Origin of the sequence: Tenacibaculum sp. SSH1-16 (assembly GCF_040104435.1) — a bacterium.
In the GTDB taxonomy this organism is placed as follows: domain Bacteria; phylum Bacteroidota; class Bacteroidia; order Flavobacteriales; family Flavobacteriaceae; genus Polaribacter; species Polaribacter mesophilus.
Genome location: NZ_JBECOV010000012.1, coordinates 55,897 through 77,171, shown reverse-complemented (window position 1 = coordinate 77,171; position 21,275 = coordinate 55,897). Strand labels below are relative to the sequence as shown.

Here is a 21,275-nt window from a genome sequence, read left to right as displayed (position 1 = left end):
AAGAATATAAAATTTTAAATAATGATAAAAATAGGAATTAACGGATTTGGAAGAATTGGTCGATTAGCATTCCGTTCTGCAATAAAAAGAGACAACATTCAAGTTGTGGCTATTAACGATTTGTTAGATGTAGATTATTTAGCCTATTTGTTGAAGTATGATTCTGTTCATGGACGATTTGAAGGAGATGTTGAAGTGAAAGATGGAAATTTAGTTGTAAATGGACAAACAATAAGAATCACTGCTGAAAGAAACCCTGAGAACCTTAAATGGAATGAAGCAGGAGCAGAATATGTAATCGAATCTACAGGTTTTTTTACTGATAAAGATAAAGCAGCAATGCATATTACAGGTGGAGCGAAGAAAGTAATTATTTCAGCACCTTCAAAAGATGCTAATATGTATGTAATGGGAGTAAATCATAAAGAGTTAACAGCTGATGAAACTATTTTTTCAAATGCTTCATGTACTACAAACTGTTTAGGACCATTAACAAAAGTTATCCACGATAATTTTGGATTGAAAGAGGGATTAATGACTACAGTTCATGCAGCAACATCAACACAAAACACCGTTGACGGACCTAATAAGAAATGGAGAAGAGGACGTTCGGTAGTAAATAATATTATTCCTACGTCAACAGGGGCTGCAAAAGCAGTAACGAAAGTTATTCCAGAGTTAGAAGGTAAATTAACGGGTATGGCAGTTAGAGTTCCTGTGGCAGATGTTTCTTTAGTAGATTTAACGTTTAGAACAGATAAAGCGACTTCGTTAAAAGAAATTTTAGCAACATTAAAAGAGGCTTCAGAAGGAGAGTTTAAAGGGATTATTGGATATACTGAAGATGAGGTGGTGTCACAAGACTTTGTTTCAGAAACAAGAACATCTGTAATTGATGCTGATGCTTGTTTAGAGTTAAACGAGAACTTTTTCAAGGTAATTTCTTGGTATGATAATGAGTATGGATATGCTACTAAAATTGTAGATTTATTAGAGTATTCGGCTTCTTTATAAAAGCATAAAATATTTTGTAATATTGTATTCCCGCTTTTGGCGGGAATACTTTTTTAAACACTATTTATGGAAATAGCAATTATAGCACATGATGGAATGAAAGCTGAAATGGTTCAGTTTTTAAATGAACACAAAGAAGTTTTACGTCAAAAAAGTGTTCGGTTAATAGCTACAGGTACAACAGGAGAAAAAGCAGAAAAAGCAGGTTTTGAAGTAACAAAATTTTTATCAGGACCTATTGGAGGTGATGCGCAAATTGCTGGTAGAGTAGCAGAAGGGAAATGCCAAATGGTATTGTTTTTTAGAGACCCTTTAGCAAAGCATCCACACGAACCAGATATTTCTATGTTAATGCGTTTGTGTGATGTACATGATGTTCCGTTAGCAACAAATCCATCAACGGCAGAATTATTAATAAAAGCGATATAATAAAAAATCCACTTTCAAAAGTGGATTTTTTATTTATTCATGTTTTGGGATTGTCTTACTTAACAGCAATCATACTAATTTCTACATTTACAAACTTAGGGAGGTTAGCAACTTCTACTGTTTCACGAGCAGGAGCTGTAGCGTCATTAAAATACTCACCGTAAACAGCATTAATTTTTGAAAAGTTATGCATGTCTGAAATAAAAATAGAAGTTTTAATAACGTTTTCAAAAGTCATACCAGCAGCAGCTAATACTTCTTTCATGTTTTGCATTACTTGTTTGGTTTCTGCTTCAATAGAATCTAAAACTAATTCGCCAGTTTCAGGGTTAATAGCTATTTGTCCAGAAGTGTATAAAGTATTTCCACTAAGTACAGCTTGGTTATATGGACCAATTGGAGCTGGAGCTTTGTCTGTTGTGATTATTTTTTTCATTTTAGTTTGAGTTTATAAAGTTGTTTGCTTTGTTAAAAGGGAAAAGTTAGATTTTTCTAACTTCTAAAATAAAACTCTATCTGGTGGTTTATTTTTATCCCACTTTAAATCGCTCAATACTGAAGATTTCACTCCAATAAAGAAATTGTATGAAGAATTAACACCAAAAGGAGTCCAGTTAAAGTTGAATCGCCAACTATCTAAATCTCTAGAAAAGTTTAATCTAGTGTAGGTGAAAGCGTTGTCTTTAATATCGTAACCAGAAGAAAAACCAACTTTCCATTTAGGCGAAAGTTCAACATCGCCGCTAAACATTAATGTATTATTACCTATTTGACTTGTTAACCCGTTATTTGTATAACTCATACTGTAAGCTAAATTAAGAGTCCAAGGTATTTTGGCTTTGTATAGTTCTGTTTCTTTTGTTTCGCTTTCTTCATTTTTGTTATTAGTGTTGTTAGGAAATCCATTAGTAGGTCCTATACCTTCCCCAAAAACATCAGGAGTGTCTTGTGCTCCATTACCGTTTTTATCATCATCACTATCTCCACCATCTTTGTTTTTTTCAAAATCTTTACTAGAAATAGAGTAATTAGCTGTTACTCCCAAGTTAGTCATTCTAAAGATATTGCCATTAATTTTATTTATTCTTTGGCCTTTACTGTTTACTTGATATGGGTCGAAGGTAGCATTCATATTTAAAGCTAGTTTATCTTTAAAAAGACGTGTACCAGCGTTGGCTCTTACAGGAGACCAACGTACACTGTCTAAGGCTAAATTATAGCTTGTGCTAAAATTTAAGTTGTTAAGAATGGTGATTTTTTTGTCTTCTTCATCACTATCGGGGTCTTTTGGGGCTACTTTAGCTTCTAAAACATTGTTTACAGAAATACCAATAGAGTTTGAAACTCCACTTCCAGGTGTTCCATAAATACCGCCTTCAAAGGGAGAGTAGGTTAGTAAGTCACTTGGATCAGAACTTTGGCGTACTGTTAAATCGTAATCATCAGCAAAATTTGGACGATATCCGTATGAAATAGAGGGTCTAATTGTATGTCGAATAGCCTTTAAACGTCCTTTTTTAAAGTTAAATGTACCATAAATATTGGTAGATAAAGAAACACCAAAATTATATTCATTATAACGTGTAAAACCACTAATAGTGTCGTTAACTGCCGCTCCTAAATTACCGTCTTTGTTTACTGCGGTAGGATCATATCTCTTTTTAATTTGGTCAAAATACCAAACATCTTTATAATTTACACTAGGTGATAGTGTAAAATATTTAAAAGCTTTTAAACTGGTGTTGGTGCTTAAATTATGTTGAATCCCTTTTTTTGCCGTTTGAAACATTTTAGCAGTGAAAAATTCGTCATCTGTGGTGTTAATTTGATATTGCCCCTGCATACTATAATTCAATCCCATTTTTTGAATAGGATTCTTTTTAATTCCTCCTTTACCTGCAAATGGATAAATACGATCCATATTAAGTTGTAAAGAAGGAAGCGTCATAGTAATTGATTCTGTATTGGTGTTTTGTGAATGAGTAGCAGTTACGCTAAGGTTAAAAGGAGTGCCTACAAAATTTTTATAATAAGAAATAGACGAATTTAATGTGTTGTTTAAGAACTGAGAACTATTAAATTCATTTAAAGATTGACGGTAGTACTTACTGCTACCTAAGTTAACAGAGGCAGAAAAACGAGAGTTTGGACTCGCCTTAGAATCTTGACTATGAGTCCATCTAAGGTTAAAATTGGTGGATTTTTGATAATCGCTGAGACCACGTATTCCTTGAATAATGTTTTCAAAACGAGCACTAAAACTTCCACTAAATTTATAGCGCACATAATAGTTAGAGGAAGCATTTAACCCCCAACTGCCATTGGTGTATAAGTCTCCTAATACAGTTAAATCAAAGTAATCACTTAGTGCAAAGTAATAACCTCCATTTTGCATAAAAAAACCTTGGTTATTACTTTCCCCCCAAGAAGGAATAATAAAACCAGAAGTTCTTTTGTCTGTTAAAGGAAAATAAGCAAAGGGTAAATATACAGGAGTAGGAACATCTGCTAATACTAAATTACTACCACCAACTATAATTTTCTTACCAGGTACTAGTTTTGCTTTATTTGTTTGAATATAATAATCTGGTATTTTCTTTTTTGAAGTGGTAAATCGTAACCTTCTCATGTATATAGTGGAGTCATTTACTCGTTTTGTTTTTTCACCATAAGTAATTATTCCACCTTGATTTGTTTTAACACCGTAAACTAAAGCTTTTTTAGTTTTAAAGTTAAATAAAATAGAATCTTGTTCCGATTCTTGTCCACCTTGTTTAAACTGAGGTCTTTGATGGTATCCTGTACTATCTTTTATACCTTTAGCATATACCATATTATTCTTATAGTCTAAAATAATAATTCCAGCTTTTAAATCAATATCGGTGTATGTTACATGAGCTTTGTTGTATAAAGTAATTGTTTTATTTTTAGTACTTTGTATGGTGTAATCTTCAGCATCGTGGGTAATAATACCATCAATAACTTCTTTAGGTTTAATAGAGTCATTAACAATTGTGTCTCTTTTCTTATAAACAAGGTCGTTATTTTTTAACCCTATTAAAGTATCTTTAGCAGTATTATATGTAGAATCTTTATTAGTTTTTTGAATATTTATAGCCTCCTTAATAGGTTCTTGGGCAATACTTAATTGAAAACAAAAAAGAGATAGGGCTAAAAGTATGTAAGTTGGATTTGCTCGCAATATTATTAATACTATTTTTGTGTTATATTTAAAAACTTTGGCGTGTTATTTGAATGCCTATATTTTAAAAACCAAAAATAGTTAAATTTTATTGATGCAATTCTTAAATTTCCGTAAATATAATATATCAAAATCATGCTTAATTATTCTTACTTTTTTAACAGTTTTGTTAGGGAGTATAGCGTCGGTTTCAGCTCAAAAAAAGTATACTGTTGTTTTAGATGCTGGTCATGGAGGTAAAGATCCTGGAAACTTAGGGAATGGTTACAGAGAAAAAAACATAGCTTTAAGAGTAGCATTAGATGTAGGAAAAGAGCTATCAACATCAAAAGATATACAAGTAGTTTATACTCGAAAAAAAGATGTTTTTGTAGAATTACATAATCGAGCTAAAATTGCAAATGATAAAAAAGCAGATTTATTTGTATCTATACATTGTGATGCTTTTAGAAGATCTGATCCGCATGGAGCAAGTACGTTTGTTTTAGGATTGAGTGGAAACAAAGAAAACTTAGAGATTGCTAAAAAAGAGAACTCGGTAATATTATTAGAAGACAATTATAAACAAAATTACGATTATGATCCGAATTCACCAGAATCAGTTATTGGATTATCTGTACTTCAAGAAGAAAATTTAGAGAATAGTTTAGGTATTGCAGGTTTGGTACAAAATAACTTTGTAGCAATAAAAAGAAATAATCGAAAAGTAAAGCAAGCAAATTTTTTAGTTTTAAGAGAAACAGTAATGCCCAGTGTTTTAATAGAACTAGGTTTTTTAACAAATAAAAATGAAGGAAAGTTTTTAAACTCTAGAAAAGGGCAGCTAAAGATGGCAAAATCAATAGCGCAGGCAATTAGAAAATACTTTGAACGGTTAAAATTAAATACAATTAGTGAAACTATAACGGTAAACGCACCGCTAGTTGAAAATGAAGTAGTAAATAAGGTTGCAGAAAAAGATATACAAGTTGTAAAAAAAGATAACATTTTAGAAAAAAAAGCATCTCTATCAAAACCTATATCTGCTAAAGTGATGTTTAGAATACAAGTAGCCGCATCAAGAAAAAAACTTTCAACAAGTAGTTTTAAAGGATTAGAAAATGTAGAGTATTTATTTATAGATAATTATTATAAATATTATTATGGAAACTTACCAAGTTTGTCAGAAATAAAAAAAGTTTTACCCAAAGTAAGAAGTAAAGGTTATAAAGATGCTTGGATTGTAGCTTTTAAAAACGGAAAACGAATTTCAATAAAAGAAGCATTGAAAAACCGTTAATTTAGAGGTATTCTATATATATACTCGCAAAATTATTATTATTTTCGCTCGTATAAATATATTCTATGTCTAAAGAACTAAAAACAGGAATTGTTGCTGTCGTTGTTATTGCACTATTTATTTGGGGTTATAATTTCTTAAAAGGACAAGATTTGTTCAGTGCAAACACAAGGCACTTTTTTGTAGAGTACAATAATATCAATGGTCTAAATGAAGCAAGTTCAGTTACTATTAATGGATTGAAAGTTGGAAAAGTTGATGAAATTCGTTTCAATCAAAACCCAGATAAAAAAGGAAATTTAATAGTGAAAATTTCATTAGACACTGACTTTAATTTTTCTAAAAACAGTATCGCTAAAATATATTCGGCAAGCTTAATGGGAGGGCAAAACTTAGCAATTGTGCCTAAGTATGACGGAGAAGTAGCAAAATCAGGAGATTACTTAAACGGAGAAGTTGAATCGGACATATTCTCATCTGTTGGAGAGAAATTAAACCCCATTCAAGCTAAATTAGAAAACGTATTAGTAGGAGCAGACTCCTTACTTATTGGGTTTAATCAAGTATTAGATGAAAAATCAAGAAAAAGCTTAAATAGAAGTATATTAGGCTTAGAAGGTACCATATATGATGTACGTAAAACTTTAGCTTCGGTTAATACATTACTGGCAAATAATAAAGAAAATTTAAATAAAACCTTTGAGAATACTAAAAAAATTACAGATAACTTTTCAAAAGTATCTGATGATTTGGCGAAAGCTAATTTAGGAGAATCGGTAAAAAAGCTTGAAGCAACTCTTGCAAATGTTAATGGCTTGTTAGCCAACATGAAATCAGGAAAAGGAACTTTAGGAAAGTTAATGACTGATGATAAAATGTATACTAATTTAACAAATGCCTCAAAAGAATTAGAAGAACTATTAAGAGAAATGAAATTAAACCCAAAACGTTTTGTACATTTCTCATTATTCGGAAAAAAGCCAAAACCATATAACGAAGAAAACAATCAAAGCAATACAAGTAACAACTAAATAAAACAACAACTAAAAATATTCTATAACCTCTTAAAAACTGAAGAAGTAAATAGTTATAAATAGAGTAAAAAAATTAATTAAAGACAATGGAGAATTACTTGCCAAACCTCTTTTTTGCAATTATTTTAATTGCAGCTATAGGGTATTTTGTAATGAATGTTCGTAAGCTAATACGAAACATTAAATTAGGAAAAGATGTAGATAGAACTGATAGAAAGCCAGAACGATGGAAAAATATGGCTAAAATAGCTTTAGGACAATATAAAATGGTACGTCGTCCTGTTTCAGGTATTTTACATGTTGTTGTATATGTTGGGTTTATTCTGATTAATATCGAAATGTTAGAGATTGTTATTGATGGATTATTAGGAACACATCGTGTTTTTCAACCAATAATAGGTAATACATTATACGGTTTCTTAATAGGTAACTTTGAAGTATTGTCAGTACTTGTTTTAATATCTGTAACGATTTTTTGGTTCCGAAGAAATATAGAAAAAGTGAAACGTTTTTGGAATAAAGAAATGGAAGGTTGGCCTAAGAATGATGGAAATATTATTCTATATTTTGAAATGGTGTTAATGAGTTTATTCTTAGTAATGAATGCTACAGATGTTACTTTTCAAGAGGCTGGAGTAGGAAATGTAGTTTCTCAATTTATAGCTCCTTGGTTTGATGGTTTTTCTAATGAATCTTTACATACTATTGAGAAAACAGCTTGGTGGCTACACATTATAGGAATTTTAATATTCTTAAATTATTTATATTATTCTAAGCATTTACATATATTATTAGCTTTCCCAAATACATTCTATGCAAATTTAAAACCCAAAGGACAGTTTAATAATTTAGAAGCTGTAACAAAAGAGGTAAAGATGATGATGGATCCAGATGCTGATCCGTATGCTATGCCTGAAGATGGAGAAGAAGAAGGAGAACCTGAGAAATTTGGTGCTTCTGATGTGACCGATCTAAATTGGGTACAGTTAATGAATGCTTACACATGTACTGAATGTGGACGTTGTACTTCATCTTGTCCAGCAAACTTAACAGGAAAAGAATTATCACCACGTGCAATTATGATGAAAACACGTGACCGTTTAGAAGAAGTAGGAAAAAATATTGATGCAAATGGAGGTACATTTAAAGACGATGGAAAACAATTATTAAATGATTATATAACACCAGAAGAATTATGGGCTTGTACAAGTTGTAATGCCTGTGTACAAGAGTGTCCTATTGGTATTGATCCATTATCTATTATTATGGATATGCGTCGTTATTTAGTAATGGAAGAATCTGCAGCTCCGCAAGAGTTAAATATGATGATGACCAATATTGAAAATAACGGAGCACCATGGCAGTATAGTCAAATGGATAGATTAAACTGGAAAGACGAAGAATAATTTTTTAATAATTAATTATGAATTACGAGTAAGATGTAAAGCGTAAGTCATAATTTAAAAACTCACAATTTATGGTAGTACCAACAATGGCAGAAATGATGGCTCAAGGAAAACAACCTGAAGTGTTATTTTGGGTAGGAGCCGCAGGAAGTTACGATGATAGAGCAAAAAAAATAACAAGAGCCTTCGTAAAAATATTACAACAAGCAAGAGTTGACTTTGCGGTATTAGGTATCGAAGAAAGCTCAACAGGAGATGCAGCAAAACGAGCAGGGAATGAGTTTTTATTTCAAATGCAAGCTGTTACAAATATTGAAATTTTAAACGCTTACGAAATAAAAACAATTGTAACTTGCGATCCGCATTCATTTAATACATTAAAAAATGAATATCCTGAATTAGGAGGAAAGTATAAAGTATATCATCATACTCAATATATTAGCAAGTTAATCAAAGAAGGACGTTTAACTATTGAAGATGAAAATTTAAACGGTAAGCGTTTAACGTATCACGATCCATGTTATTTAGGACGTGCAAATGATGTATATGAAAGTCCACGTGAATTAATTCGTCGTTTAGGAGTAAAAATGACTGAGATGAAACGTCATAAGTCAACAGCATTATGTTGTGGAGCTGGAGGGGCACAAATGTTTAAAGAACCTGAAAGAGGAGATAAAGATATTAACGTGTTAAGAACAGAAGATGCTTTAGAAACAAATCCACAAATTATTGCTACCGGTTGTCCTTACTGTAATACCATGATGACTGACGGTGTAAAATTCAAAGAAAAAGAATCGCAAATACAAGTAAAAGACATCGCAGAGTTAATTGCAGAAGCAAATAACCTTTAGTAAAGAAATATAAAGTTTTCTTAAAAGTGTGTTACGAGAGTAGCACACTTTTTTCTTTGTAGTAAGTTTGTTGAAAAATAATTCAAAAACAAAAAAGAATGAGATACCTTTTTACCTTTTTATGCTTAGTGTTATTAATATCGTGTGATGATACCGATTTATCTCTTGATGGAAATGGAAACTTGGCAACAATAACATTTAATATTACGAGTACAAGTAATGACAACAATGGAAGAATTAAAACTGTTTTTCTAGAATCAGGTTTTTTTAAGTACGATAATACTACTACAACTAATGTTTTTCCTTATAAGAAATCGTATACAGATGAAATTAATTTTGCAGCTAATTTAGCTTTTGAATATGAAGATAAAGCCACAGATAATTTTAGTGTTTATACAATAACAATGGAAATTCTTAGAGATAATGTTTTGGTAGACAAAAGAGAATATTTTATAGATAAACCAGGAACAAAAGTAGGTTTTGATGCTGTAGTAAATAAATAAACGATTCATATAGTTGAAGATAAAAGGAAAGCTTAGCTTTCCTTTTTTTATGTCTAAAAAACTTATCTTTGAAAATCATACTATCTCAATGAAAAACTATATAAAAGCAGCACGTTTACGTACTTTACCATTATCTGTTTCAGGAATTATTGTTGGAGCCTTTTTAGGATTAAATGAATCTTTTTTGAAAGTATCTTCAACTCTTCTTGATACAACGATTTATGTTGGAAGAAAAAATATATTAGAATCTTCTATCTTTTGGTTAGCAATTCTAACGACAATTGGTTTTCAAGTGTTATCTAATTTTGCTAATGATTATGGAGATGGGGTAAAAGGGACGGATAATGAAAGAGAAGGAGAAGCACGTATGGTAGCTTCAGGAGTGATTACTCCAAAGCAAATGAAAAATGCAATGATTGTTACAGGAGTTATTACAACTATTATTGCACTACTACTAATTTATGTTTCCTTTGGAAAAGACAACTTTTTGTATTCAATAATTTTTTTCGGGTTAGGAATAGCTTCGATAGTAGCAGCCATAAAATATACCGTTGGGAAATCAGCTTATGGTTATAGCGGATTTGGAGATGTTTTTGTTTTTATCTTTTTCGGATTGTTAGCAGTCGTTGGAACCTATTTTTTATATACAAAACAATTGAACTTTATCATTTTTTTACCAGCAATTACAGTTGGATTGTTGAGTACAGCGGTATTGAACTTAAACAATATGCGAGATAGAGAGAATGATGCGGTATCAGGAAAAAATACGCTTGTGGTAAAAATGGGAGCAGAATCTGCAAAAATGTATCATTACTTTTTAATTGTAGCGTCTTTTATAGTTGCATTACTGTACACGCTAATTACGTTTAAGTCACCATATCAATTCTTATTTATTATAGCTTATATTCCTCTACTAAAACATTTAGTTTTTGTCTATAAAAACAAAGAAGAAGCGTTGTTAGATGGAGAGTTAAAAAAAGTAGCTCTTAGTACCTTTTTGTTTTCAATTTTATTCGGATTAGGTCAAATTTTGTAACTTCCCAAGAAAATTTAACACTATGAGAACTATTTTAGTTTTTTTCGGAACGTTTCTATTATTTATTAGCTGTAATAGTAAAGGAGCGAATCCAACCTCTTATGGAGAGCTTAAAACTTCAGGAAATTTTGACATTACCAAAGAAATTGTAGAAGCATCAGAAGTTGCATCAGAGAATAAAGAAGTAACAATTGAAAGAAAACTTATTAAAACAGGAGATATTTCTTTTGAAACAGATAATTTATTAGAAACAAGAAATTATATAGAGCAAGCAGTAAAAAAATATAACGGATACATTTCTGCTGATAACGAGTACAAATCTTCTCAAAATATTACTTCAAATTTAACGGTTCGAATTCCTTCAGAAAGTTTTGATACTTTTTTAAATGAGATTTCATCAAAAGTAGCAAGGTTTGATAATAAGAATATCTCTGTTAACGATGTAACAGAGCAATTTTTGGATGTACAAGCACGTTTGAAGGTAAAAAAAGAATTAGAACAACGATATAGCGAAATACTAAAAAAGGCTAGTTCAGTAAAAGAAATTTTAGAAGTTGAGCGAGAATTAACAAATGTAAGGTCTGAAATAGAATCGATGGAAGGACGTTTGAAATACTTACAAAATCAAGTGTCTTTCTCAACCCTAACAATTCGATTTTATAAAGAAGAAGTAAGTAAAGCTTATTCAAAAACTTTTGGAAGACGTATAGCAGATGCTTTTGCCAACGGAATAGACAATATAAAATGGTTTTTTATCGGTTTGGTAAACATTTGGCCATTTATACTTTTAATAGTTTTATTAATAATACTCATAAAGAAACGAATTAAACGAAAAGAATAAATACATGAAAATTACTTTTTACGGTCACGCATGTTTTGGTATTGAAATTAACGGAACACATGTGTTAGTTGACCCTTTTATAACAGGAAACCCTCTAGCATCAAATATAGATGTAGATAAAGTAAAAGCAGATTATATTTTACTTACACATGCGCATCAAGATCATGTATTAGATGTAGAACGCATAGCAGAAAGAACAGGAGCTACAATAATTTCTAATTACGAAATAGTAATGTATTATGAAACGAAAAAACTCAAAGGACATCCAGTAAATCATGGAGGTACATATAAAAATGATGTGTTTTCTGCAAAGTATGTAAATGCTATTCACACTTCTTCATTTGCAGATGGAAGTTATGGAGGGCAACCAGGAGGGTTTGTAGTAACAGCAGGAGAAAAATCCTTGTATATTTCTGGTGATACAGCAGTAACTATGGATATGAAGCTAATACCGATGTCAACAAACTTAACAGCTTCAATATTTCCGATTGGTGATAATTTTACCATGGGAGTTGACGATGCTATCATAGCCAGCGACTTAGTAATTTGTGATAAAGTAATAGGGTGTCATTTCAACACCTTTCCTCCTATAAAAATAGATATAGAAGAAGCTAAAGAAAAGTTTTCACAAGCAAAAAAAGAATTAGTGATTTTAGAAATTGGACAAACAATAACTATTTAGGTAGCCTTTTTGGAGAGGTATTATATATATGAAAATAATCAAAATAATTTTAGGAGTAATAACAGTCTTAATTCTAGCATTTTTCTTAACAGGATTAGTAGTACAAGAAGTTGTTTATACCAATAAAATAACAATTAACAAGCCAGTAAATGAAGTTTTTTCGGATTTTCAGGATGAAGAATTGATGAAAAAATGGATGCCAGAGGTGAAATCAATTGAAACTCTAGAAGAACAACCTAATAAAACAGGTAGTAAATATAAAGTGGTTGTTGAAAATCAAGGTAAATTGGTAACTATGACAGAAGAAGTATTAGCGTATAAAGAAAATGAAAAACTTACTCTTCACTTTGATGCAGAAAATATGCTAAAAACAGATGATTATACATTTATTTCAGAAGGAAACTCAACTAAGATATTACAAACTACTACCTGTATTAGTGAATCGTATATAATGAGTTGTTTATTCCCGTACTTTAAAGGAACTCTTAAAAAAATGAGTCAACAATATTTAGAGAACTTTAAAAAAGCATCTGAAGCTCATAATTAAAACACTTACAATTGATAAAAGCTACCTACCATAAATACTTACTGAATTTTAAACAAGCAAGTGGTACTTCTCGTGGAATTTTAAGAACTAAAGAAACTTGGTTTATAATTTTAGAAAAAGAAGGAAAGAAAGGTTTTGGAGAATGCGGTTTGTTCAGAGGTTTAAGTGCTGATGATAAACCTAATTATGAAGAGAAATTACAGTGGGTGTGTAACAATATTAATTCTGGCTTAGAGAAATTATTATTTGAACTCATAGAGTTCCCATCGATACAGTTTGGATTAGAACAAGCATTTTTATCCTTAGAAAGCAAAACACCGTTTGAATTATTTCCTTCTGACTTTACTAAAGGACAACAACAAATTTCTATAAACGGATTAATTTGGATGGGAGATAAAGCCTTTATGCAGCAACAAATAAAAGATAAGTTGCAACAAGGTTTTACTACCATAAAAATGAAAATAGGAGCGATTGATTTCGATACAGAGATAGCTTTGTTACAATCAATACGAAAAGAATTTTCAGCCAAGGAAATAGAACTTCGTGTAGATGCCAATGGAGCATTTTTACCACAAAGTGCCTTAGAAAAGTTACAAAGACTATCTGAGTTAGAATTACACTCTATAGAGCAACCAATAAAACAAGGACAATGGCAAGAAATGGCAAGTTTATGTGAAAAAACTCCATTACCAATTGCGCTTGATGAAGAATTAATAGGTGTATTTTCTTTAAAAGAGAAAGAAAAATGTATAGCTACAATTCAACCTCAATACATTATTTTAAAACCTAGTTTGGTAGGAGGGTTTAAAGGAAGTAACGAATGGATTCAAATAGCATCCAACCATAACGCAGGTAATTGGATAACCAGTGCTTTGGAAAGCAATATAGGATTAAATGCAATAGCACAATGGACACATACGTTAAATAATCCGTTACCACAAGGTTTAGGAACAGGTAGTTTGTTTACAAACAATTTTGAAAGTCCGTTGGAAGTTTCAAATGGAAGTTTGGGATACAATACGAATAAAAACTGGCTCTTTAATATATAACAATGAATTTTATACAACAAGCATATAAAGGAGAAAACCAGTGGTACTTATACTTACTAGTTATTTTTATAGTTTTATTTGGGTGGCAGTTTATAGGTGTAATTCCTTTAGCTGTAACTGCAATTTTACATTCTGAAAGTACAAGTGAGTTTTTAAGAGCAGCAGATGATAGCTTTATGAGCTTAGGAATAAATAAAAACTTGTTTTTATTTATGATGGTGGTGATGTTTGCCGTTGGGTTAGTTTCATTGTTTTTAGGAGTAAAATACATTCATAAAAGAGCTATAAAAACAGTTATAACAAGTAGAAATAAAATAGATTGGAATCGCTTTTGGTTTGGTTTCTTTGTATGGGGAATACTATCTGTACTAGTAGTATCTTCTGAGATTCTTTTAGCTTCTGAAAATTATACATGGAATTTTAAACCTCTGCCTTTTTTTACTTTAATGATAGTATCGTTTTTGTTTTTACCCATTCAAACGAGTTTTGAAGAATTACTTTTTAGAGGGTATTTTATGCAAGGACTTGGTACTTGGTTTAAAAACAGATGGGTTCCATTAATAGTAACTTCTGTAGCGTTTGGTTTACTCCACGGAGCAAACCCAGAAGTAGAGAAGCTAGGGTATATTTCAATGGTTTTTTATATAGGAACAGGTTTCTTTTTCGGAATTACCACACTAATGGATGAAGGAACAGAATTAGCATTAGGTTTACATGCTATTAATAATATTGTAGCTGCATTCTTGGTAACTACAGATTGGACCGTTTTTCAAACGGATGCTTTATTTGTAGATACTTCAGATCCTTCGGTAGGGATAGAGATGTTTTTACCAGTATTTGTTTTATATCCTTTAATGTTGCTACTGTTCTCAAAAAAATATGGCTGGAAAAATTGGAAAGAAAAACTATTTGGTAACATAGAGAAACCAGTAATAACAACAAAGTAGTACTCCAAATAAAGTGGACAATCTAAACTTTCATAATAGTTTTCAGTTAAACGGAAAGTCTTTTTCTAATGAAGATGACTTATTGACTTTTTCGAAGACTATAAACGATTCCGTATATCAATTTTTATCAGATTGGTTTAATGCAGAAGATTTTGTAGTAGTGCAAACATCAGGTTCTACGGGAAAACCTAAACCAATTCGATTGAAAAAAGAGTTTATGATAAACTCAGCAAAAGCCACTGGAACTTTTTTCAGATTAAAAGAAAATACTACAGCTTTATTGTGCTTATCAACCGACTATATTGCTGGGAAAATGATGCTAGTTCGTGCATTAACCTTAGGGTGGAGTATGGATGTGGTTGCTCCAACATCTGAAGTTGAAATTCTAAAAGAGTATGATTTTTCCGCGATGGTACCTTTGCAGTTAAGAAGCTCTTTGTCTAGTATTCATAAAATAAAGAAACTTATTGTAGGAGGAGGTGTTGTAGCAAATGATTTAATTGAAGCTATTCAAAATAAATCAACTGAAATTTATGCCACTTACGGAATGACAGAAACAATTACACATATTGCTGTTAAAAAGTTAAACAATATCATTTCGAACGATAGTGAGAAATCTCACTATAAGGTACTCCCTAACGTACAACTTTCTCAAGACAATCGAGATTGCTTAGTGATTGATGCGCCAAAAGTAGCCGAAGAAAAAATTATAACAAACGATGTAATTCGTTTGATTTCTGATACCGAATTTGAATGGTTGGGACGTTATGACAACGTGATTAATTCAGGAGGAGTAAAGCTACATCCAGAGAAAATAGAAGAAAAACTCTCTAAAATTATTTCAAACCGCTTTTTTGTTACAGGTATCAACGATAAAAAACTAGGAGAGAAGCTAGTTTTGATAGTAGAAGGAGAGAAAAATGACGCTATTTCAAACGAAGTTAGAAATCTATTGGGGCTTACTAAGTATGAAATTCCGAAAGCAGTTTATTTTGTGGATAAATTCATAGAAACTGAAACAAAAAAAATCCAACGTAAAAAAACACTTGCTAAAATTTTACCTCACTAAAAAGTATCGTTTACTTTTCTAATAAGCTTGTTTACTCATTTAAGGTTTTATAAAAATATAGCGTTAACTAGTTTTATGTAAACTTTAAAACGAAAAGCTATGTTTAAAAAACTATTTTATGTAATGCTATTGTTGAGTTCAATAGCACTTACAGCGCAACAAAGAACAATTACAGGTATAGTTTCAGATGAATCAGGTCCGTTACCAGGAGTTACTATTGTGGTAAAAGGAACTACTATTGGAACTGAAACTGATTTTGATGGTAAATACTCTATTTCAGCTACACAAGGAGATGTTTTAGCATTTTCTTTTGTAGGAATGAAAACAGAGATGAAAACAGTAGGAAAAAGTCCGGTAATAAATGTTGTAATGAAGGGAGACAATGTATTAGATGAAGTTGTAGTGACAAGTTACGGTACTTTAAAAGGTAAAAAGGCTTTTTCTACTGGAGCTATTAGCATTAGAGGACATAATCAAATTGAAAATAGAGATTCGTATGCAGGAAGAAGTGAAAATATTTTCAAAAGCCCTGTAAACTCTCCCTTGTCTACATTTTCTATTGATGTTGATAAAGCTTCTTACAGTAATATAAGAAGAATGATTAATAGCGGTCAAAAAATACCAAAGGAAGCAGTTAAGATTGAAGAAATGATTAATTACTTTGATTATAACTATCCACAACCTAAAGGAGAACATCCTTTTTCAATCACTACAGAAATTGTTACGACTCCATGGAATAAAGATACTCAGCTGGTAAGAATTGGGTTAAAAGGAAAAGAGTATAAACAAGAAAATTTACCAGCATCAAACTTAACTTTTTTGATAGATGTTTCAGGCTCTATGTCAGATTATAATAAATTACCTTTATTAAAATCTGCTTTTAAATTATTGGTAAATCAGTTAAGAGAAAAAGATAAAGTAGCAATTGTTGTATATGCAGGAGCAGCAGGGGTAGTTTTAAAACCTACCTCAGGAAATGAAAAAGAAACAATATTAGAGGCTTTGAATCAATTAGAAGCAGGAGGTTCAACAGCAGGAGGCGAAGGAATTGAGTTAGCTTACAAACTAGCAAAGGAAAATTATATAAAAGATGGAAATAACCGAGTTATTTTAGCTACAGACGGTGATTTTAATGTAGGAGCTTCAAGCAATGCTGAAATGGAAGAGTTAATAGAGGAAAAAAGAAAATCAGGAGTTTTTCTATCAGTGTTAGGTTTTGGTTATGGAAACTACCAAGATGATAAATTAGAAATTTTAGCAGATAAGGGAAATGGAAACCATGCGTATATCGACACGATGCAAGAAGCGCAAAAGGTATTTGGTAAAGAATTTGGGGGTACTTTATATACAATTGCAAAGGATGTGAAAATTCAGGTAGAATTTAATCCAGAAAAAGTGCAAGCGTATCGTTTAATAGGATATGAAAATAGATTGTTGAATGATGAAGATTTTGTAGATGATACAAAAGATGCTGGTGAGTTAGGTAGTGGTCATACAGTAACAGCATTGTATGAAGTAATTCCTGTAGGAGTAAAAAGTAAATTTTTGAAGAAACTACCCAAATTGAAGTATACTCAAAATAAACAATTAGATAGTTTTAATAATGAATTATTAACGGTGAAGTTTAGGTATAAATTACCAAAAGGGACTAAAAGTATAGAGTTGGTAAAAACGGTTAAAAATGAACTATTGGCACCAACGAATGATATGAATTTTATTTCAGCAGTAGCTTTATTTGGAATGCAATTAAGTAAATCAAAATTTAAAAATAATTCAAAAATTGAAGATGTACTTAGTTTGATAGAAGGAGAAATAGGGGAGGATAAGGATGGTTATAAAGCAGAGTTTGTTAGATTGGTGAAAACGTATAATTAAGAATAAAAAAACAGGGCATTTAGCCCTGTTTTTTATCTATCAACATCTAAAAAATCTTTAGCGTCAAAAGCTTTTTTATAATCAATTAAACTCATTCCGAATCGTTCAGCATTATAGTTTTCTTCTTTATCTATTTTGTAAAGTTTACTTCTTCTGCTTATTTCCATAGAGTTGGCTATAAAGAAAATGGAATCGGTGGTAACGTTTGTTACTTTCACGGTAGAGTAGGCTTTGTCGGATGATTTGTATTCAACAATATCGTTAACTTGAGGGGAATTAATATAGGTAACAACATTTTTGTCATGCTGTTGTGCTGAGTAGATTCCAAAGAGAATTATAGCTCCCATTAATAAAGAACCTATCCAATGTGTAAAAGGTGTTTTAGCATTTCGTTTTACGTTGTCGTGAGCTAGTTTTAACTGTTCGCTCATATTTTTACGTTCGTACGTAGCTTTACAATGATTACATTCAGAGACTCCTTTTTTACCTATAGGAAAAATAGGGATCCAATAAATGTAAAAGTATTTACCAAAAATACTAATGGTGTGAGCGTTTTGCTGTTCGCAGTGATTACATTTTACACCGCTAACTTTTTCGCTGTGTAAATGCGCACCTTTGGTTCCGTAGAAAATCATGATTATGAGAGGTTTGGTTGGAGTAAATATATAAAAAAAATCCAACGATTATTTTCGTTGGATTTATATGTTTTGAATAAGAAGATGTTTGTTATTCTTCCATTGAATGATAAACGTTGTTTACGTCATCATCCTCTTCCAACCTTTCTAAAAGTTTGTTTACTTCTTCCTTTTGCTCATCAGAAATGGCAGTAGTGGTCGTAGGTATACGTTCAAATTCAGAAGAAAGAATTTCAATATTATTTTCTTCTAAATATTTTTGAATAGCGCCAAATTGTTCAAAAGGAGCATAAAGCATTACCGAACTATCTTCTTCGTCGGCAAAAACCTCTTCAACTTCAAAGTCGATCATTTCCATTTCAAACTCTTCTAAATCCATTCCTAAGGAATCTTCTTTTACTTTAAAGTTAACTACGTGGTCAAACATAAAAGCAACTGATCCAGAAGTTCCTAAATTTCCGTTACACTTGTTAAAAGCAGCACGTACATTAGCTACTGTACGGTTATTATTATCAGTAGCAGTTTCTACTAAAACAGCAATTCCATGAGGAGCATATCCTTCAAATAATACTTCTTTATAGTTTTCAGTACTTTTATCAGATGCTTTTTTAATAGCGCGCTCAACATTATCTTTAGGCATGTTGGCAGCCTTTGCATTTTGAATTACAACACGTAAACGAGAGTTGGTTTCGGGGTTTGGACCACCTTCTTTAACTGCCATAACGATATCTTTACCAATACGAGTAAAGGTTTTAGCCATAGCTGACCAACGTTTCATCTTTCTTGCTTTCCTAAATTCGAATGCTCTTCCCATGTGTATTCTGTTTTAATTTTGCTTGGCAAATGTAACTAATGCTATAAAATATTGCAATTAAAAATGTTTTTTGAAAATTACATCCCCTGTTTGTTTATCATAAGCTTTCCAAGTTCCACTTTTCTTATCATTTTTATAATGCCCTTTAACTTTTACGTTTCCGTTTTCATAATAGGACTTATAAGAACCATCTTTTAAGCCATCTTCTAAATCAACTTCAAATTTTAGTTTTCCGTTTTTATAAAACTCTTTGTATGATTTAGCGCTTAGGTCAGAAGGATGTATTGGCGGAAGCTTAAAAAATGTTGTGGAATTTTGAGTACTTGTAGAATCTTTGTAGGGAGCTAACTCTAATAGTAGTTTCTCTCTTAATTCTTTATCTTTTTTAGTGTTTGTATCAATGTTTTTAGGATTTTCAAAAACAAGAGAAATATTACTTTCAAATAAGTCATCAGAAGCAATTAGCTGCATTCCAATTTGTGAAAAGCAAGTAATATAAGGTTTGTTTTTTTGAAGTTCACGTCGAGTTTTGTTATCAACTAAACTTAAAAGATCTTTGTAGGAATTTGGAGTGTTTACATAAGCAAAGACACTAGATTTTTTCTCAAAATGATAATTAAAATCATCGAATTTTTCAGAGTTTTCTAGGGTGTATCCTATTAAGTGGTTGTTAATAATTTCTTTAATAGTATTTGGACTAGTACTAAAAACTACAAAATCATCAATAATGGTAAAGTAAGGTTTCTCCATCTTAGAAAACATGTTTCCTGCTAACATTTTAAAGAATCCTTTTAAATCAAAAAAGTTAATAGGATAACCTCTGTAATCGATTTGCTTGTATTTTAAAGGGGTATTTTCTTTAATTTTTGAAAGGACAAGCTGAAGATTTTCTTTAGCATCATCAATATCATCAGCTTTAATAATAGCAGCGATATCTTTCTTGTTTTTTGAAAGCTCAGTGTTAAAATGAATTAAAGCTATTTCACTACCAATCCAACTATAAATGTTTTCAGAAACATTAATATCTAATTTATCCTCAATCATCGCAAGTTGATCAGAATACACCTTAAAATCAGCAGGATTTTCTTGTTGAAGCTTTTCTAAATTGCTATTGAATGTTTTAAAATCATCAAAAGCAAAACTAAGGTATAAAGAGGTGTTCTTTGGAGCTACTTTAGCAACGCTACGCTTACCAGCCCCAGACTTTTGTAATACCTTTAAATAAGTTTGTGAATTAGTGTCAACGTTTGTGTAACCAGTAGCTTGAACAATAACTCCTTCCACAATGGATATATCTAAACCAGAGTAGAAGAATGCTTCTTTATTTAAAAAATCTAAATTGCTAGAACTGGTAAAACAATTTAAATAGTCTTTTAGATATTTATGTTGTAAATAGATATTAAAAAATCCATCAGTATCTGTTTTCTTTTTTATTTCTATAAAATTTATATCTCGTCCAATAACAGGATTCAAGTATTGGTCAATTGATTGTTCAACCAAAAGGTGAGTATAAGAAGCTATAACTTGGTTTTTAATAAAAGAAAGGTGTAAAGTTTCTCTAGTCTTCTTATTATATAGTTCTATAATTTCGTGCTCTTTATATACTCGTTTCGTTACCTTATAGTCTTCTCCAGCTAAATTGCTAATAGCTCTTTTTAGAAAAATAAGCTTAGAGAATTTTTGTAAATCCGCAACGTATAATAACCCATATTTTCTAGGGCTAAATACATGTACTGAAATAACCAGATTACGTTCCCCAATAAAGTCAAAAATTTCCTTTTTTGCTTTAAAAGTTTCATCTAAACTATGGAGGCCTTCAGATAGTTTATTGATTTGTTGATTCTTTTGAAGATGCGTCCAAATTTCACTTGAGCTTATTTCATCCCAAGTGTCAATAGGCCTTTCAGTATCAACTATGAAAACAGCATCATCAGGAACTAGGTAAATAGACTTGATATTATCATTTTCAGATAAGGTGAAAATATACACTTGATAGATTACAAAGCCTATAACAAGGGCAATAATGCCCCAAAACACTTTCCTCTTCATGCTGTTTTCTGTG

Annotated in this window: 20 protein-coding genes; 15 read left to right on the top strand and 5 right to left on the bottom strand. The window is 31.1% G+C overall.

Features of this window, described 5'->3' with window-relative positions; all coding sequences use genetic code 11:
- Positions 1 to 21 precede the first annotated feature (21 nt).
- Complete coding sequence (gap, locus tag ABMY20_RS13390) at positions 22 to 1,014, top strand: type I glyceraldehyde-3-phosphate dehydrogenase (protein ID WP_047789123.1); 993 nt, start codon at positions 22 to 24, stop codon at positions 1,012 to 1,014.
- Positions 1,015 to 1,080: 66 nt separating this feature from the next.
- Positions 1,081 to 1,443 carry a methylglyoxal synthase gene (locus ABMY20_RS13385; protein WP_047789122.1) on the top strand — a complete coding sequence of 121 codons (363 nt, stop codon included), beginning with the start codon at positions 1,081 to 1,083 and terminating at the stop codon, positions 1,441 to 1,443.
- A 55-nt stretch (positions 1,444 to 1,498) separates the two neighbouring features.
- On the opposite strand, the gene ABMY20_RS13380 is transcribed toward ABMY20_RS13385, so the two are convergent.
- A complete protein-coding gene (locus tag ABMY20_RS13380; RefSeq protein WP_159491503.1) occupies positions 1,499 to 1,879 on the bottom strand; it encodes a RidA family protein in 381 nt (126 codons plus the stop codon).
- 63 nt (positions 1,880 to 1,942) lie between these two features.
- Positions 1,943 to 4,645 carry a putative LPS assembly protein LptD gene (locus ABMY20_RS13375; RefSeq protein WP_349265543.1) on the bottom strand — a complete coding sequence of 901 codons (2,703 nt, stop codon included), beginning with the start codon at positions 4,643 to 4,645 and terminating at the stop codon, positions 1,943 to 1,945.
- 94 nt (positions 4,646 to 4,739) lie between these two features.
- On the opposite strand from ABMY20_RS13375, the gene ABMY20_RS13370 reads away from it, so the two are divergent.
- From ABMY20_RS13370 to ABMY20_RS13310, 13 genes are all read left to right on the top strand, one after another.
- Positions 4,740 to 5,924 carry an N-acetylmuramoyl-L-alanine amidase gene (locus ABMY20_RS13370; RefSeq protein ID WP_349265542.1) on the top strand — a complete coding sequence of 395 codons (1,185 nt, stop codon included), beginning with the start codon at positions 4,740 to 4,742 and terminating at the stop codon, positions 5,922 to 5,924.
- A gap of 65 nt (positions 5,925 to 5,989) precedes the next feature.
- Positions 5,990 to 6,955 (top strand): MlaD family protein, encoded by a 966-nt coding sequence (locus ABMY20_RS13365; RefSeq protein ID WP_047789120.1) that lies wholly within the window; start codon positions 5,990 to 5,992, stop codon positions 6,953 to 6,955.
- Positions 6,956 to 7,044: 89 nt separating this feature from the next.
- Positions 7,045 to 8,364: a 4Fe-4S dicluster domain-containing protein gene (locus ABMY20_RS13360; RefSeq protein ID WP_047789119.1), complete on the top strand. Its 1,320-nt coding sequence runs from the start codon at positions 7,045 to 7,047 to the stop codon at positions 8,362 to 8,364.
- Between the two features lie 71 nt (positions 8,365 to 8,435).
- Entirely contained in the window at positions 8,436 to 9,215 is a 780-nt protein-coding gene (locus ABMY20_RS13355; RefSeq protein ID WP_349265541.1) for a (Fe-S)-binding protein, read from the top strand.
- A gap of 98 nt (positions 9,216 to 9,313) precedes the next feature.
- Positions 9,314 to 9,718: a hypothetical protein gene (locus ABMY20_RS13350; RefSeq protein ID WP_167713582.1), complete on the top strand. Its 405-nt coding sequence runs from the start codon at positions 9,314 to 9,316 to the stop codon at positions 9,716 to 9,718.
- 82 nt (positions 9,719 to 9,800) lie between these two features.
- The gene (gene menA / locus ABMY20_RS13345) at positions 9,801 to 10,754 is read left to right on the top strand and encodes a 1,4-dihydroxy-2-naphthoate octaprenyltransferase (protein WP_349265555.1); all 954 of its coding nucleotides are present in this window, start codon (positions 9,801 to 9,803) and stop codon (positions 10,752 to 10,754) included.
- A 22-nt stretch (positions 10,755 to 10,776) separates the two neighbouring features.
- Positions 10,777 to 11,595 carry a DUF4349 domain-containing protein gene (locus ABMY20_RS13340; RefSeq protein ID WP_167713583.1) on the top strand — a complete coding sequence of 273 codons (819 nt, stop codon included), beginning with the start codon at positions 10,777 to 10,779 and terminating at the stop codon, positions 11,593 to 11,595.
- A gap of 4 nt (positions 11,596 to 11,599) precedes the next feature.
- Complete coding sequence (locus tag ABMY20_RS13335; RefSeq protein WP_047789115.1) at positions 11,600 to 12,277, top strand: metal-dependent hydrolase; 678 nt, start codon at positions 11,600 to 11,602, stop codon at positions 12,275 to 12,277.
- 28 nt (positions 12,278 to 12,305) lie between these two features.
- The gene (locus ABMY20_RS13330) at positions 12,306 to 12,824 is read left to right on the top strand and encodes an SRPBCC family protein (protein WP_167713584.1); all 519 of its coding nucleotides are present in this window, start codon (positions 12,306 to 12,308) and stop codon (positions 12,822 to 12,824) included.
- Positions 12,825 to 12,835: 11 nt separating this feature from the next.
- The gene (locus tag ABMY20_RS13325; RefSeq protein WP_349265540.1) at positions 12,836 to 13,873 is read left to right on the top strand and encodes an o-succinylbenzoate synthase; all 1,038 of its coding nucleotides are present in this window, start codon (positions 12,836 to 12,838) and stop codon (positions 13,871 to 13,873) included.
- A 2-nt stretch (positions 13,874 to 13,875) separates the two neighbouring features.
- Positions 13,876 to 14,820: a CPBP family intramembrane glutamic endopeptidase gene (locus ABMY20_RS13320; RefSeq protein ID WP_349265539.1), complete on the top strand. Its 945-nt coding sequence runs from the start codon at positions 13,876 to 13,878 to the stop codon at positions 14,818 to 14,820.
- 13 nt (positions 14,821 to 14,833) lie between these two features.
- Positions 14,834 to 15,889 (top strand): AMP-binding protein, encoded by a 1,056-nt coding sequence (locus ABMY20_RS13315; protein WP_349265538.1) that lies wholly within the window; start codon positions 14,834 to 14,836, stop codon positions 15,887 to 15,889.
- A gap of 99 nt (positions 15,890 to 15,988) precedes the next feature.
- A complete protein-coding gene (locus tag ABMY20_RS13310) occupies positions 15,989 to 17,764 on the top strand; it encodes a von Willebrand factor type A domain-containing protein (RefSeq protein ID WP_349265537.1) in 1,776 nt (591 codons plus the stop codon).
- Positions 17,765 to 17,796: 32 nt separating this feature from the next.
- Here ABMY20_RS13310 and ABMY20_RS13305 read toward each other — a convergent pair whose 3' ends face one another.
- The 3 genes from ABMY20_RS13305 to ABMY20_RS13295 all read right to left on the bottom strand — a co-directional run bounded on the left by ABMY20_RS13305 (position 17,797) and on the right by ABMY20_RS13295 (position 21,262).
- Complete coding sequence (locus ABMY20_RS13305) at positions 17,797 to 18,399, bottom strand: hypothetical protein (protein WP_349265536.1); 603 nt, start codon at positions 18,397 to 18,399, stop codon at positions 17,797 to 17,799.
- 91 nt (positions 18,400 to 18,490) lie between these two features.
- Complete coding sequence (locus ABMY20_RS13300) at positions 18,491 to 19,213, bottom strand: YebC/PmpR family DNA-binding transcriptional regulator (RefSeq protein ID WP_099216239.1); 723 nt, start codon at positions 19,211 to 19,213, stop codon at positions 18,491 to 18,493.
- Positions 19,214 to 19,270: 57 nt separating this feature from the next.
- A complete protein-coding gene (locus tag ABMY20_RS13295) occupies positions 19,271 to 21,262 on the bottom strand; it encodes a DUF3352 domain-containing protein (RefSeq protein WP_349265535.1) in 1,992 nt (663 codons plus the stop codon).
- Positions 21,263 to 21,275: the final 13 nt, after the last annotated feature.